This window comes from Stenotrophomonas aracearum, from assembly GCF_031834615.1.
Classification (GTDB): domain Bacteria; phylum Pseudomonadota; class Gammaproteobacteria; order Xanthomonadales; family Xanthomonadaceae; genus Stenotrophomonas; species Stenotrophomonas aracearum.
Window position 1 is genome coordinate 71,072 of sequence record NZ_CP115543.1, and the last position, 14,227, is coordinate 85,298.

Here is a 14,227-nt window from a genome sequence, read left to right on the forward strand (position 1 = left end):
ATCTCACATCAGGTGCGGACGCTCCGAACCGAACAGCAGGCGCTTGGCCCCTTCGCGCCATACCTGCGGGCACGATTGGCCGCGCACTACGGCTGCAACGGTATAGGCGTAGCCGCGGTTGCTCGGATTGACGTGGCCAAGCACGGCCTCGGCCTGCTGTACGGAGGCGTTTGCCCGCACGGCATCCACGAACGCCACCATGCGAGCCGCCTCGTCCGGGTCGGTGGCCAGTACCTTCTCGCGCCACGTTGCTTCATCGCGGCCGTGCCGCAACGCCAGTGCCCACATGGTCCAGATGGAATCCCCATCCACACCCGCTTCGGCCGGGAGCCCCCATGCCTTCTCGGCCACGTCGGCCGACGCGCCATCGGACGCGGCAACCAGGCGAACCATGCGGGGCAACAGTTCGGCATCGGCCTGCGCCAATTCCAGCGCCTGCGCGTACTCGCCCCGCCCAAGCGGTAGATAGGCATCGTACGGCGAGCCGGTAGCCTCGCCGCTGTCGAGCGCCAACATGTTGGTCAGGTGGGCCGACTGGGACGCCAGCGACTCGATCTCGCCCGGGCTGGCGCCCAGCATGCGTTTGATGCGTGCCAACTCCGGTGCCACGAACTCCGCCGTCTGCTCCGACATCGCCGACTTCGACAGGACCTCGTTGGCGCCGGCCCAGTCGCCGCGAGCGGCAAGCACGTAACCGCTCGCAAGCGCGAACCACGGCTCCTGCGGCCAGCGGCGATGTCCAGCGGAGAACGCCTCGTCCTGCTCCGGACCATCAGCCATGCAGCGCACCGCCAGATAGGCCAGCGACGAAGACTCCGGTTTACGCTCGGACATCTGCCGCTGGCGAGCACACACTGCCTCGTGCGCTTGGCCCTCGCCGAGCTCCTGCTCCATGCGCAGCGTCGCCACGTCCTCGGGATACCGCGTCAGTCGATCTGCAATGAGGCCCGGCATGTTGTCCGAGTACATCGCAGCTGCAGAAAGCCACGTTGTCAGGTGGCGCGAGCCCGGCGCATCCCAGCGCGCATGGGCCATGACCAGGGCCGCACGCTGCTCGTCGCTGTTGACGAAGCCCAGCTGCTGCTGCGGAGACAGATCGCCCATGGCCGTCAGCACCGAACGGGTGCCTCCGGTTCCATACTTGGTCGAAATGGAGGTCGGCGGCGTCTCCAGCACGACGTCGGCATCGGTGGCCGACCAGCGCTGCGCACCCAGCTTGCGCTCAGGGGCGCCCTCTGCACCGCCATAGACCGCCGTCCACTCCACCAGCGGCGCCGCACCGGCCACGTTGTACGTGAAGTGCGAACGGCCAGGCATGCGCTCACTGTCGAAGGACTCGATCAGCTGCCCGTCCGCGCTGTGCGTGACCACCTTGTGCGCGGTCCCCGGTGCCACGTCCATGGTGGCGCTCTGCTGCGGCTGCAGCGCGACCGTAGTGCCGTCGACGGTCACCCGCACCGCTGTGGCCAGGCCGTTGTACAGCGAGACCGTCGCGGTGCCGGTGTGCATGCCGAACACCAGCACGCCGACCACGATGGCCGCCGCAACCGACGCACGCACGACGCTGGCCGCCCAGCCGTCGGCGGTCTGGAATCGATCCCACCAGCCCAGCTTGGTCTGCAGCTTGCGCTCCTGGCCGGGGACCAGCACCGGGTAGCCCGCGGGAACCCGCGACGGCGTCGGTGCGGCGGGCGCCGCCTCGCCGGAATCCAGGCGCCCGACCACGGCGTCTTCGTTCGCCAGCAGCGCCTCCAGCGCCGCCGCGCGCAGCAGTGAGAGTGTGCCGCAGGTATGCGCAACCCAACCGCCCGCGCGCTGCACCCAGTCGTTGATGTTCTGCTGCGATGGTCCGAGCAGGCCCAGCTCGCCCAGCGCCTGCGCCAGGGGCTGGCCACCGTGCTCGACCACGGTCGCGTCGACGACGCAGTCCCCGGCGCGGCCGTAGATGAATTCGAGGGCGCGCTGCACGCGATCGGCGTCACCGAGCAGTCGGCGCATCTCCTTGTCGGAAACGCGCTTGTCGGCCGTCACCACGTGCAGCGTGTTGACGAAGACCCCGTACACATCGCGCAGGTCCGCCTCCACGTGTTCGCAGAAGTGCAGCAGGGCGACCTGGCCTTCCAGCACCGCTTCCCAGCCCTCGCTGTTGCGGCGCGCGGCCAGCCGGTGCAGGCTGCGGCACTCCTGGTCGTGCTGGACGACGGCCTGGCGCAGCGGTGCGATCTCTGCATCCAGGGTCGCGATGGCCGGGCCGAGGCGCCGGGCGTCCAGCACCTGGCCGCGCCAATGCACGCGGTTTCCCGACGCACGCAGGTGACCCAATCGGGCGGCGTCCAGCGTCGCGCGCTCTTCTTCCAGCACGCGCAGCTGCTGCAGTGCCTGGCCATGCCGGGCTGCATACAGGCCGGCAATGCGCTCGCGCACCTCGGTGTTGTCCAGCGGCGTCAGCGTACGCAGGAACAGCTCGGCTGGCGTGGCGACACCACGCACGAAGGAGCGACGCAGGTAGGTTCCCTGGTAGCGATGGTGCATGGCGCGGATGTCGAACTCGGCGTCGAGCCGGCTCAGCGTTTCCGCACCGTCGGCGAAGGCCGGCGGCGTCTCGCGGAGCATGTCGCGGGTGATCTGGTGCCGGAGCGCGTCCGCATCGCGGAACAGCAGCATGGCAGGGCGTTCGTCGATGGCAGCCGCCACGTAACGTCGCTTCAGGTTGTTTTCGCGGTCGGCGTTGGCCGGATGCGTGGACCACATCTGCGGCACGCGCACCATCGCACTGCGGAACACGCGATGCTGCTCGCGGTCGCTCTCCGGCAGCTGCGGTGGATCGGCATACAGCGGGTCGGGCGACACCCGGCGCAGGTTGGCGAGCATCCGCGTCTGCACCGCGAACAGGTCGGCCACGGCACGGCCGGCCTCGAACTCGCGCGAGGCGAAGGCCACCGACCGGTCCCAAGCTTCGTCCGCCGCGCCCAGCCGGTGCAGGGCATGCACCAGCGCATCGCTGCCGGCCAGCGAGGCGGCCACCAGGTCGGCCTGGTACTCCATCTCGCGCGACAGGGCACGCTCGGACAGCGCGACCACGCTGAAGGCGGTGTCCACCAGCGAGCGGATGGCCCAGACCACGAGCGAGAGCAGCCAGCCCACCCAGGCGATGCGGAAGTCCGTACGCGAAAGGCCGGCCAGGAAGGTATCCAGCGCATCGCGCCGGGCCACCAGCTGGCTGGCGATCTGGTGGGCCACGTACACCCAGCGCCCCACCGCCATCGTGCGCTGCGCGAAGTGGCCGAACTCATGGCCCAGCACCGCCTTGAACTCGGTCAGGTTCAGCGCATTGACCAGCGCCAGCCCGATGTCCAGGTTCTTGCGCGAGGGCAGCAGCAGGTTGAACAGCGAAAGGTCGTAGAAGACTCCGGCGTTGACCCGCGAGGACAGATACACGCGCTTGGGCCGCGGCGCGCCGGCCTCGTCGGCCAGGCGGCGCAGGAATGCGAACAGCTCGGGCTGGTCGGCCGGCTTGAGCTCCAGCTCCTTGGAGGCCTGGCCACGCTTGAGGAAGATCAGCCCCTTGGCCATGAACGCGGCCAGGAACAGCGCGCACACGCCCACGATGATGTTCACCAGCGTGTTGCCGCCCTCGCCGGACACAAGCGTGCGGAGTACACGGAACGCGGTCCAGCCAAACCAGCCCATCAGGGCAAAGTAGGCAGCGGCGAAACTCAGCAGGCCGGCCACCGCAAGCCATGCATGGCGTCGGTACGCGGAGCTGGGTGCGGTCAACTGAGCAGGCACGGCCGAAGGCCCCGCCGGATAAAGCGAATCCAACATGATCATCCCCCTGTTGTAGTGCCCCGCGCGGTCCCCCCGGACATGGCGCGGAACGTACCCGGCGTCATGCCCGGTCCCGGGGCGATTGTGCACTTTGTCTGGCGGGTGCGATATAGGCCCAGGCCTTTATCTGATTACAGATTTGGATAGACCGGAACCCAGTGTGTAATCACCAGGTTGATTACCCCGTGGATAACCGCCCGCTGCAGGGTATCCAGCTTGAATGAGTACACGCTGGCGCAGAGGGCCACCGAGACGAGGAAGGCAGACACCATTGCATCGGTGTGGACCCATGCGAACAAGGCACTAACGCCCAGGGAAGCGAGGAATCTGCCGAGGTAATGCGCAGAGCCGGACCGCAGCAGGTGCCTGACCACCTTTTCCTCGAACAGGGGCGCGACAATACAGCCCGTAACCAGACCAAGCAGGTAGTAGGCGACCGGGACCTTGTCCCATGTCAGCCACTGCGGGTTGTGCCGGTCCGGATAGCCTACGAACGCTACCCAGAGAGCACCGCCCAGAAGGCCAAGCGAAACCAGGATCAGGACAAGCTTCCCCGACCATGCCGCGCGCTCCTCACGGGGGAACAGCCACATGCAGACCAGGAAGGCGGCCAGCTCCGTCATCGCCTTCGAACCGAAGACGTCGAACGCGTTGAGCAATCCCTGTCCCGCGCCAACGGCGATGGTTGCGATGGCCGCGACGAAGATCCTGTTCTCGGGTTTGCTGACAGGCCGCCAGAATGAAGCCACGGAAGGACTCACAGAAGAGGTCGATCTGGATCATTCATCGTCCCAAGGCCCAACCCTGAAGCTAACGCGCCCCTCCTTGATGCTCATGATCCAGGTTGACTTGAACTCTTCACCAAGACACCGCACCTCCAGCATCCCATCGGTAACCAATGGGGCCATCTCTGCAAAAAGGGTCTGGAGATAAGCGGGGTGTAGGTTGCAGCTAGCCTCGCCCTGTTCAAAGGATTTACGCAGCTGATCGAGCACGTCCGGATGAACACCGTCGCGCTTCAAGTTAGAAGCAACCTCGGCTTCCACAGTTTCGAACGCAACCTCTAAGTCCCCGACGTTCGACACTTGGACGATCGTGTACCAACTCATTCCACGCTCCTTGTGATCACTTCTGAAAATTTGGCCATTCCCAAGAAACGCCGATTAATGCTGTCAGGTCCGCCTGGGCTGCTGAAGGCTACTTTTTCCTGATCCGCTCAACCGGTTGGAACTGGCCGTTGCCCATGCGAGCTATGTGGATAAAATCCAAGTCTTCTGGAAGCTCAACACGCACCACTTCTTCAATCCATTCGTCAGAGTAGTCAAGACCTTCCTCGGGTTCGAAGGACGGATTCCATGATATCTCGTACATGGGAAGCGTCTCGGAAATCAGGTAGCGAACAGCAAACACTGCGAGAGGGCTTTGTCGCAGACCAATCCGACGTGCTTGTCTCCAGAACGCCGGATACTTCGCCGACGAGACCTCCTCTGCTTTGGCCAAAGCGTGACTGACGTCAGCGAAAGCGCTATCTACACTGATCTGCGCGATGCTCAGTTGCTGATCCATCGGATGGGCAGCGTCGTACTCCACGTAGATCATGGTTGAGCCATGCTGGAACTCGCATACGCTCGGATCTGTGTGTGTCCAGTTGCCCAGCATCCTGGCGGGGTGAAGCGATACAGTCACTTGAAAAAGCCCCAGAATTTGTACTTACCAGATCAAAGAGGTCGATAACTCACAACGGGTAGAGCCCTGCTATACAGCCCTGGGGAGTGGCAAACTGCTTCACCAACGTGTAGCTGCGGTAAGGCACGCTCTGCCCCGTCACCACTGGCCCTTCTCGCTGTGCTTCATGCGTGATCCTTCACTTGCGATGCGAGAAGTAGCACATTATCCGATTCAAGTATGACTGGCGGAGCTAACCCGATGAAGATCAGATTGATCCTGGCCATGGCAATAGCTCAAACGGCGCTCACCGGCAGTGCGACAGCCGCGCCGAGCGAAGCGGCGCGCGGCGAAATCGAGTCCTTGATCGGCGCCTTGGACGGTTCAACCTGCCGCTTCCAGCGCAACGGCAGCTGGCACGATGCTGCCGAAGCCCGGGCGCACCTGCAGCGCAAGTACGACTACCTGCTCAAGAAGGACAAGGTGGATACCGCCGAGCAGTTCATCGAGCGGGCGGCCAGCCGCAGCAGCATGAGCGGCAAGCCCTACCGGATCGCCTGCCCGGGGCAGCCCGAGCAGACTGCGGCGTCGTGGTTTGGCGCGCGGCTGCAGGCGCTGCGGACGCGCTGAACCCGGGCTCCTCTCAGTCCGCGACCTCGCCGTATCTCACAGCGAGCACTTTGGCATTTTCGGGCGGCGCATCGCGCCAGTTCGGCCGCACGGTGATCTCGTCGACCCTGCCCTCGATCCTGATCTCCGACCCCACCTCGAACCCCAGGCCACGCAGCCAGGCGCCGCGGATCATCACGAAGGGGATGGGGCCGTACTCGTCGCGGTCGAGGGCGTTGATCTGCGGCACAGCGCGTACGCTGCGGAGCTGGACGGCCTTCAAGGTCTCGTCGCGGGGAGTGAGCCGGCTGTCGTCCGGGTGAACCTGCTTCAAGTTCGCATTCATGGATGTACCTCCAATTCCAACAGGGAATGGCCCTCGCCGGTAAGGGCGAGGGCGTCGGGAGGTCAAAAACCGAAAGCAACCGATCGGCGGGCGTATTCCCCCGTGGAGGGTCTTGTATTAGCCGCCCTCCCGACATGGGTTATCCACAAGTTTGGTTGCTTTGGAGTTTTTGCGCTCCGGCGCGAACCTTGCGGAGATCGAGCGGGAAACACAAAGCGTTTGTTTCTGTTGATTTTTCCGTTTCGATAGACGGCGCCTACTGATTGACGCGTCTGACCCGTGCAGCATCCAAAATGCTGTATTCACATGTGAACGCGGTCGCAGTTCTCACCCAGCGCCAAACAGCTTCTGTGCGTTCTGGAACAGGATCCAGCTTGTCGCAATGAACTTGTCCCCGCCCTCGGGGCGGTTCCCCCGGTGGGTGTGCGTGAAGGCCGTGGGCGCGATCAGCAGGCTGCCGGTGCGTGGCGCGATCTTCCGCTCCTGGAACAGGAATTCGGTTTCCCCCGCGTCGAATTCGTCATTGAGGTACAGCGTCCATAGCAGGTGGCGATGCAGGGTCTCTCCTGCGGGGTCTCGCGGATACAGCTCGCAATGCCAGTAGGGGTAGCCGCCCTCGCCTGCCGCATACCACTGCAGGTTGATGGCGCCCGGGCGCAGGCACGTGCGGGCCAGTTCGGAGAGCGCGTTGTCGTCCATGCCGGGAAAATCATCGGCGCGCAGGCGGCGTGCGCTGCCATCGGTGTCTTGGACCTGCAACATGAGCGGAGAAATCAGCGCCTGTGGATAACGGCGTAGATAACTCAAAACCCCGCTGAATACTGCCTGCTGCAGCTGGATTTCCACCTGGCGCCATTCCGGGCGGCCGCTGATACGGAGATCCTTGCTGTGCTTGAGTTCCGGGAAGACGCCGCTGCCAACCTCGCCGGGCACCAACTGTGCGCTGGCTCGCATCTGGGCCAAGATGGCGGCGCAGGCGTCGGCGGGAATGGCGTTGTGGATTACTTCGATGAAGTCGCGCGGTGTTTCGGCCGTCATGGGGTCATCCGTGGGCGTTTGAGCCCGATGGTGACCTGTGTTGGTGCACGTGTCACCCCGTTGCCATGTGGCAACGGGGTGGCGCGCGGTCAGGCCTGCGCGTCGTGCTCGCGGTGGTAACGGGTGGCTTCGGCCACTTCGTTGCGCGAACCCAGGAACACCGGCACGCGCTGGTGCAGCTGGTCCGGCTGGATGTCCAGGATGCGCTCGCGGCCGGTGGTGGCGGCGCCGCCGGCCTGTTCCACCAGCAGGCCCATCGGGTTGGCTTCGTACATCAGGCGCAGCTTGCCGGCCTTGCCCGGGTCTTTCTTGTCCCACGGGTAGATGAAGATGCCGCCGCGGGTAAGGATGCGGTGCACGTCCGCCACCATGCTGGCGATCCAGCGCATGTTGAAGTTCTTGCCGCGCGCGCCTTCCTTGCCGGCCAGCAGGTCCTGCACGTAGCCCTGCATGGGGGCTTCCCAGTGCCGCTGGTTGGACATGTTGATGGCGAATTCCTGGGTGTCTTCGGGAATCTGCATGCCGCGCTGGGTCAGCACGAACTCGCCGGTTTCACGGTCCAGGGTGAAAGAGTGGGTGCCGTGGCCGGTGGTCAGCACCATCTGGGTGCTGGGACCATAGATGCAGTAGCCGGCGGCAATCTGGGCGGTGCCCGGCTGCAGGAAGCTGGCGTCGGTGGGCTGCTCGGTACCGGCCGGGCTGCGCAGCACCGAGAAGATGGTGCCGACCGAGACGTTCACGTCGATGTTGGAGCTGCCGTCCAGGGGATCGAACAGGAGCAGGAAGTCGCCGCGCGGGTAGGTGTCCGGCACCGGCTGGCAGTGGTCCATTTCCTCGGAGGCGCAGGCGGCGAGGTGGCCGCCCCAGGCGTTGGCTTCGAGAAGGATCTCGTTGCTGATGACGTCCAGTTTCTTCTGCGCTTCGCCCTGTACGTTGCCGGTGCCTGCATCGCCGAGTACGCCACCCAGCGCGCCCTTGCTGACCGCGATGGAGATGTTGGTGCAGGCGCGGCCCACCACTGCAATGAGCTGGCGCAGGTCGGCGTTGATGCGGCCGGCGTGCTGCTCTTCGATGAGGTACCGGGTAAGCGACGTACGGGACATGGAATGGCTGCCAAAGACATTTCGGGGGCCGTATTGTGGCCCGTCGCTGGCGGTATTACGAGGCAGGTTTCCCCGTAAACGGTTTCATGGCGGCCAGATACAACAACGGCCGCACTGGGCGGCCGTTGTGTTCAAACCGTTACGAAGCTCAGCCCTTGGCGACGGTCGCCACGGCCTTGGCCACGTACTCCAGGTTGCCCTGGTTGAGCGCGGCCACGCAGATGCGGCCGGTGCCGACGGCATAGATGCCGTACTCGTCGCGCAGGCGGTCCACCTGCGGGCGGCTCAGGCCCGAGTACGAGAACATGCCGGCCTGGTCGTTGATGAAGGCGAACTCCGGTGCACCGGCGGCCACCAGCTTGTCTACCAGGCCATGGCGCAGGGCGTGGATGCGCTCGCGCATTTCGGTCAGTTCCTGCTCCCACAGCTGGCGCAGCTCGGGGCTGGTCAGCACGCCGGCCACCAGTGCAGCGCCGTGGTTGGACGGGCTGGAGTAGATGGTGCGGATGATGCGCTTGACCTGCGACTGCACGGCCTTGGCCGCGTCAGCGGTGGGCGCCACGATCGACAGCGCGCCAATGCGTTCGCCGTACAGCGAGAACGACTTGGAGTACGAGTTGGCGACCACGAAGCTGTCGATGCCGGCCTCGGCAATGATGCGCACGGCCGCGCCGTCCTGTTCGATGCCCTTGTCGAAGCCCTGGTAGGCCATGTCGATGAAGGGGAACAGCTGGCGTTCCTTCAGCAGCTCGGCCACCTGCTTCCACTGGGCCACGGTGAGGTCGGCGCCGGTGGGGTTGTGGCAGCAGGCATGCAGCAGCACCACGGTGCCCGGCTGCAGCTTGTTCAGGTCGGCCACCATGGCGTCGAAGTCCACGCCGTGGGTCTTCGGGTCGAAGTAGCTGTATTCCACCACTTCGAAGCCGGCCGCGCCGAACACCGCGCGGTGGTTTTCCCAGCTGGGGTTGCTGATGGCGATGGTGGCGTGCGGCAGCAGGCGGTGCAGCAGGTCCGCGCCAACGCGCAGGGCGCCGCTGCCACCAATGGTCTGCGAGGTCGCCACGCGGCCGGCAGCCAGCAGCGGGGAGTCTTTGCCGAACACCAGTTCGCGGGTGGCCTGGTTGTAGGCGGGCAGGCCGTCGATGGGCAGGTAGCCGCGCGGCTTGGCCTCGTTGGCCAGCTGCTGCTCGATCTGCTTCACGGCGCGAAGCAGCGGAATACGGCCGCTTTCGTCGTAGTAGATGCCCACGCCCAGGTTGACCTTGGTGGGTCGGCTGTCGGCGTTGTACGCTTCGGTCAGACCCAGGATCGGGTCGCCCGGGACCAGTTCCACATTTGCAAAGAAGGACACGGCGGTACTCTTTCGATGACGGAGGGGGGGACCGCATCGTAACAAAGCCGCAGCGGGGGCGCGGCGCCTGCCGTCACGTTGAAGTCCGTACCCTGTCGTGCGGTACCTGTTTTCCGGAGAGCCCCCTCTGAATATCTTTCGTTTGACCCCCCTGGCGCACGCGTGTGCGCTGCTTTCGGCCACGGCCCTGCCGAACCTGGCACAGGCCCAGGCCACCGCGCTTCCGCCCGGCTCCATCGAGCGCCTGCCCACGGTTCAGGTGCAGGCTGCGCGGGGCCAGCAGGTGGCCGATGTGGACCTGCCGGCCTCGATCAGCACGGTCTGGCTGGATGACGACGTCAATGGAAACCTGGCCCAGATCGCTGACGCTTTGAGCGGGGTGCCCGGCGTGGTGGCGCGTGATCGGCAGAACCTGGCCCAGGACACCCAGCTGTCGATCCGCGGGTTTGGCGCGCGTTCCACCTTCGGCGTGCGCGGGGTGCGGGTGCTGGTGGACGGGGTTCCGGCCACCATGCCCGACGGCCAGGGCCAGCTGTCCCACGCCAGCATGCTCTCGGCACAGCGGGTGGAGGTGCTGCGCGGGCCGTTCTCGGCGCTGTACGGCAACTCCTCGGGCGGCGTGGTGCAGATCTGGAGCGCCGACGGGCAGGCCGGGGACCCCTGGCGGGTGCGGATGGCCGGCGGCAGCGACGGCACCCTCAGCACCGGCGCGCAGCTGCGCGGCGAGCAGGGGCCGGTGCGCTACAACGTGGCGGCCAACCATTTCCGCACCGACGGCTGGCGCGACCACAGCGCCGCGCGGCGCGAGTCGGTCAACGCGCGGCTGGGCACGGACGTGGCCGGTGGCACGCTGGACCTGGTGCTCAACTACTTCGATTCCCCCGACGCCCAGGACCCGCTGGGCCTGACCCGCGAGCAGGTGCGGCAGGATCCTCGGCAGGCCACGGCCGTGGCCACCCAGTACAACACCCGCAAGTCCGCGCGCCAGGCCCAGGCCGGACTGGTGTTCACCCGCACCGAAGGCGCGCAGACCTGGCGCGCCATGGGCTATGCCGGGCAGCGCAGCGTGGAGCAGTACCTGGCCATCCCGCCGGGGCCGCAGGCCAACCCGCTGCATGCCGGTGGGGTGATCGATCTGGAGGGAGGCTACGGTGGGCTGGACCTGCACTGGGGCTGGCAGGGCCACTGGGCGGGGCGGCCGCTGGAAGTGGTGATCGGCGCCAATGCCGACCAACAGCAGCAGGATCGGCGCGGTTACGAGAATTTCGTGGGGTCCGAGCTGGGCGTGCGTGGCGCGCTGCGGCGCGACCAGAGCGACCGGGTGCGCAACGTGGACCAGTTCGCGCAGGCGTTCTGGCAGTGGGCGCCGCGCTGGTCGCTGCTGCTCGGCGTGCGCCACAGCGAGGTGCGCTTCCGCTCCAACGACCACTACATCACCGCGCGCAACCCGGACGACAGCGGCGCGCGCGACTACTCGGCCACCACCCCGGTAGCGGGCGTGGTGTTCCATGCCAGCGACGCATGGCGGGTGTATGCCTCGGCCGGGCGCGGATTTGAAACGCCCACCTTCAACGAGCTGGGCTACCGGGCCGACGGCGCGCCCGGGCTGGCGCTGAACCTGTCGGCGGCGCGCAGCCGGAACCTGGAGCTGGGCACCAAGTGGCGCGGCAGCGGCGGCGCGGCGTTCGAGGCCGCTGTGTTCCGCGCCGATACCGATGACGAGCTGGCCGTGGCCAGCAACACCAACGGGCGCAGCACCTACCGCAACATCGGGCGCACCCGTCGCCAGGGGCTGGAAGCCACCCTGCTCTACCCGATCAGCACCGAGCTGGAGGCCAGCCTGGCCTACACCTACCTGGAGGCGACGGTACGCCAGCCCTACCTGGTCTGCGCCAGTACCGGCTGCGCCACCCCGAACACCACTGTGCCGGCCGGCTCGCGCCTGCCGGGCGTGCCGGAGCAGCAGTGGTTCGGCCGCCTGCAGTACCAGCCAGGCGCGTGGCAGTGGGCGGGCGAGGTGGTGGCCTCAAGCGATACGGTGGTCAACGACCTGGCCACGGACAGTGCGCCGGGCTATGCGCTGCTCAACCTGGAAGCGGCGCGCCGCTGGACCCTGGCACAGGGCGCGCTGCGGGTCTTCGCGCGGGTCGACAACGTACTGGACCAGCGCTACATCGGCTCGGTCATCGTCAACGACGGCAACCAGCGCTACTTCGAGCCGGGCCCGGACCGCCGTTACAGCGTCGGCGTGCAGTGGGCCTGGCTGTAATTTCCGGCAGGGCACGACCGTTGGTCGTGCCGTTCCGGAGGCTCGCATTCACTTCGGAATCTTGGCCGGTACAAACGGCGACGTAGGATCGCTGGCGGGGAATGTCTCCTCCAGCGCCTCGTCCTGGTTGTCGCTCTCATGCGCCTTGCGCGCGGCGCGGTGGTGCGGATGTTCCTCGCAGTCAGCGTTCGGCTGGCCGGAAGGATCCTTGCGGTCGCGCGAGGCGTGGACCTCGTCGACGCCGGTGCGCAGGTGTTCGGGGGCTTCGGAAGGCGACATGCCGGCGCCGCGGTCTTCGGCGTCCTGCAGGTCATGTTTGGCGCGCTGTTCGCCGGGAACCGGGGGTGTGGCTTCGCGCAGGGGATCGCGTGGCATGGTGATGGGCTCCACAAACAAAGGGTGAAACACGGCCCGATGCCGTGCGGAAAAAGCATACGCACCACGGGTGGATGGCCGACGTGAAGCAATGCCAAGACCACCACAACGCATCTGTCACGGCTGGATAACGGCGCCGGGGCTATTCCTGCCAGCCCCACCCTCGCCGGAGACGTGTCATGCCCCGCCTGGATCGCCGCAACGCCCCCGTGCTGTTCAACGCCTACCTGCAGCCGGACCGGAGTGCGCGGCGGGGCCGCCGCCCGCGCGCTGAAGAGCCCGAAGCGGTGGCGCAGGACTACCTGCAGTACATGCGCAACGACTACGAGCGTCGCCGCAGTCAGGGAAGGCGCAGCTGGAAAGACCTGTACCCGGCCTACACCTTCGCGCTGACCACCCACTACGCCGACTGGCCGCGTGGCGACGACGACGACACCGACGGCGAGCTGGCCGAACATTGGGAGCAGATGCGTGGCCAGTCGCGACTCGGCTGGTCGCAGGCGCGCGCCATCGTGGAAGACGCCTGGATGGCCCTCGACCACATGCCCGCAGCAGCCGTCCACGGCGCCCTGCAGTAACCCACGCGGTGCCAGACACACCCGATACACAGCCCCACCACAACCGTTTCACACCCCCCGAGCTAAAGCTGGCGCCTCTCTCTGCACTGGAGTGGCGCCGCCATGGCCCGACCGATCTGGACCGGAACCCTGTCATTCGGGCTGTTGAACGTGCCGGTCTCGCTGATGTCGGGCGAGCGCAAGGTCGACCTGCAGTTCCGCATGCTCGATTCGCGCGACAAGAAGCCGATCCGCTTCGAGCGGGTGAATGCGGACACCGGCGAAGAAGTGCCGTGGAAAGACATCGTCAAGGCTTACGAGTACGACAAGGGCAGCTATGTCGTTCTGGAAGAGAGCGACATAAAGTCCGCCGCGCCGGAAAGCCATGAAACGGTGGAAGTGGAAACCTTCGTTGACGCGTCCCAGATCGACCCGCGCTACTACGAGAAACCCTACCTGCTGGTACCCGGCAAAAAGGCCGAGAAGGGCTATGTGCTGCTGCGCGAGACCCTGCGCAGCACCGGCAAGGTCGGCATTGCGCGCGTGGTGGTGCGCACCCGCGAATACCTGTGTGCGGTGATGCCGAATGAAGATGCCCTGGTCCTGATGATCCTGCGCTATCCGCAGGAACTGGTGGATCCGGAAGAACACAAGCTCCCCACAGGCTCGCTGTCCGACTACCGGATCAGCAGCAAGGAAACCGCAATGGCCGAGCAGCTGATCGAGTCGATGTCGGGCGAGTGGAAGCCGGACGATTACCACGATGAGTTCCGCGAGCGCCTGCAGACCCTGCTGACCAAGCGCATCAAGTCCAAGGGCGGTACCACCACGGTGGAAGACGAGCCGGCCCCGCGTGAAGATGCCGCTACCAACGTAGTGGACTTCATGTCGCTGCTGCAGAAGAGCCTGGATGCCAAGAAGCGCACCCCGGCCAAGAAAAGCGCGGCCGTCTCGAAGGTGGTGAAGAAGGCCAAGCCGGCTAAAAAGGCAGCCAAGGCCACCAAGTCCGCGAGCAAGGCCACCAAGGCAACCAAGGCCACGAAAAAGACGGCCGCCAAACGCGCGCCGACGCGCAAGGCGGGATAA

13 protein-coding genes are annotated in these 14,227 nt (G+C 66.0%); 4 read left to right on the top strand and 9 right to left on the bottom strand.

The window, feature by feature from the left end; translation table 11 throughout:
• Positions 1-3: 3 nt before the first annotated feature.
• The 4 genes from PDM28_RS00350 to PDM28_RS00365 all read right to left on the bottom strand — a co-directional run bounded on the left by PDM28_RS00350 (position 4) and on the right by PDM28_RS00365 (position 5,427).
• Positions 4-3,825, bottom strand: coding sequence for a M48 family metalloprotease (locus tag PDM28_RS00350; RefSeq protein WP_311183336.1), 3,822 nt, complete (start codon positions 3,823-3,825; stop codon positions 4-6).
• A gap of 134 nt (positions 3,826-3,959) precedes the next feature.
• Positions 3,960-4,577 (bottom strand): CPBP family glutamic-type intramembrane protease, encoded by a 618-nt coding sequence (locus tag PDM28_RS00355; RefSeq protein WP_102946923.1) that lies wholly within the window; start codon positions 4,575-4,577, stop codon positions 3,960-3,962.
• Between the two features lie 30 nt (positions 4,578-4,607).
• Positions 4,608-4,937, bottom strand: a complete 330-nt coding sequence (locus tag PDM28_RS00360; protein ID WP_311183337.1) for a hypothetical protein — start codon at positions 4,935-4,937, stop codon at positions 4,608-4,610.
• 88 nt (positions 4,938-5,025) lie between these two features.
• On the bottom strand, positions 5,026-5,427 hold the full coding sequence (locus PDM28_RS00365; RefSeq protein WP_146033493.1) for a hypothetical protein: 402 nt from the start codon (positions 5,425-5,427) through the stop codon (positions 5,026-5,028).
• Positions 5,428-5,754: 327 nt separating this feature from the next.
• Here PDM28_RS00365 and PDM28_RS00370 point away from each other — a divergent pair, with 327 nt between their 5' ends.
• Positions 5,755-6,123, top strand: coding sequence for a YfeK family protein (locus PDM28_RS00370; RefSeq protein ID WP_102946926.1), 369 nt, complete (start codon positions 5,755-5,757; stop codon positions 6,121-6,123).
• A 13-nt stretch (positions 6,124-6,136) separates the two neighbouring features.
• Here the strand turns inward: PDM28_RS00370 and PDM28_RS00375 are convergent, their stop codons facing one another.
• The 4 genes from PDM28_RS00375 to PDM28_RS00390 all read right to left on the bottom strand — a co-directional run bounded on the left by PDM28_RS00375 (position 6,137) and on the right by PDM28_RS00390 (position 9,940).
• The gene (locus PDM28_RS00375) at positions 6,137-6,448 is read right to left on the bottom strand and encodes a SymE family type I addiction module toxin (RefSeq protein ID WP_311183338.1); all 312 of its coding nucleotides are present in this window, start codon (positions 6,446-6,448) and stop codon (positions 6,137-6,139) included.
• A 327-nt stretch (positions 6,449-6,775) separates the two neighbouring features.
• Positions 6,776-7,486, bottom strand: coding sequence for a 2OG-Fe(II) oxygenase (locus tag PDM28_RS00380; RefSeq protein ID WP_311183340.1), 711 nt, complete (start codon positions 7,484-7,486; stop codon positions 6,776-6,778).
• Positions 7,487-7,575: 89 nt separating this feature from the next.
• Positions 7,576-8,589, bottom strand: a complete 1,014-nt coding sequence (locus PDM28_RS00385; RefSeq protein WP_070207817.1) for a class 1 fructose-bisphosphatase — start codon at positions 8,587-8,589, stop codon at positions 7,576-7,578.
• A 148-nt stretch (positions 8,590-8,737) separates the two neighbouring features.
• Positions 8,738-9,940: an amino acid aminotransferase gene (locus PDM28_RS00390; RefSeq protein WP_311183342.1), complete on the bottom strand. Its 1,203-nt coding sequence runs from the start codon at positions 9,938-9,940 to the stop codon at positions 8,738-8,740.
• Between the two features lie 133 nt (positions 9,941-10,073).
• On the opposite strand from PDM28_RS00390, the gene PDM28_RS00395 reads away from it, so the two are divergent.
• The gene (locus PDM28_RS00395; protein WP_311184738.1) at positions 10,074-12,209 is read left to right on the top strand and encodes a TonB-dependent receptor family protein; all 2,136 of its coding nucleotides are present in this window, start codon (positions 10,074-10,076) and stop codon (positions 12,207-12,209) included.
• 48 nt (positions 12,210-12,257) lie between these two features.
• Here the strand turns inward: PDM28_RS00395 and PDM28_RS00400 are convergent, their stop codons facing one another.
• A complete protein-coding gene (locus PDM28_RS00400) occupies positions 12,258-12,584 on the bottom strand; it encodes a hypothetical protein (RefSeq protein WP_311183343.1) in 327 nt (108 codons plus the stop codon).
• Positions 12,585-12,763: 179 nt separating this feature from the next.
• Between PDM28_RS00400 and PDM28_RS00405 the strand changes: the two genes are divergently transcribed.
• Together PDM28_RS00405 and ku are read left to right on the top strand one after the other, a co-directional pair.
• A complete protein-coding gene (locus PDM28_RS00405; RefSeq protein ID WP_102946931.1) occupies positions 12,764-13,162 on the top strand; it encodes a hypothetical protein in 399 nt (132 codons plus the stop codon).
• Between the two features lie 102 nt (positions 13,163-13,264).
• On the top strand, positions 13,265-14,227 hold the full coding sequence (ku, locus tag PDM28_RS00410; RefSeq protein ID WP_311183344.1) for a non-homologous end joining protein Ku: 963 nt from the start codon (positions 13,265-13,267) through the stop codon (positions 14,225-14,227).

Coding starts and splice junctions, on each gene's coding strand:
- PDM28_RS00350 (WP_311183336.1), bottom strand. CDS start 3,825: ATGTTGGATTCGCTTTATCCGGCGGGGCCTTCGGCCGTGCCTGCTCAG.
- PDM28_RS00360 (WP_311183337.1), bottom strand. CDS start 4,937: ATGAGTTGGTACACGATCGTCCAAGTGTCGAACGTCGGGGACTTAGAG.
- PDM28_RS00365 (WP_146033493.1), bottom strand. CDS start 5,427: ATGATCTACGTGGAGTACGACGCTGCCCATCCGATGGATCAGCAACTG.
- PDM28_RS00370 (WP_102946926.1), top strand. CDS start 5,755: ATGAAGATCAGATTGATCCTGGCCATGGCAATAGCTCAAACGGCGCTC.
- PDM28_RS00375 (WP_311183338.1), bottom strand. CDS start 6,448: ATGAATGCGAACTTGAAGCAGGTTCACCCGGACGACAGCCGGCTCACT.
- PDM28_RS00380 (WP_311183340.1), bottom strand. CDS start 7,486: ATGACGGCCGAAACACCGCGCGACTTCATCGAAGTAATCCACAACGCC.
- PDM28_RS00385 (WP_070207817.1), bottom strand. CDS start 8,589: ATGTCCCGTACGTCGCTTACCCGGTACCTCATCGAAGAGCAGCACGCC.
- PDM28_RS00400 (WP_311183343.1), bottom strand. CDS start 12,584: ATGCCACGCGATCCCCTGCGCGAAGCCACACCCCCGGTTCCCGGCGAA.
- PDM28_RS00405 (WP_102946931.1), top strand. CDS start 12,764: ATGCCCCGCCTGGATCGCCGCAACGCCCCCGTGCTGTTCAACGCCTAC.
- ku (WP_311183344.1), top strand. CDS start 13,265: ATGGCCCGACCGATCTGGACCGGAACCCTGTCATTCGGGCTGTTGAAC.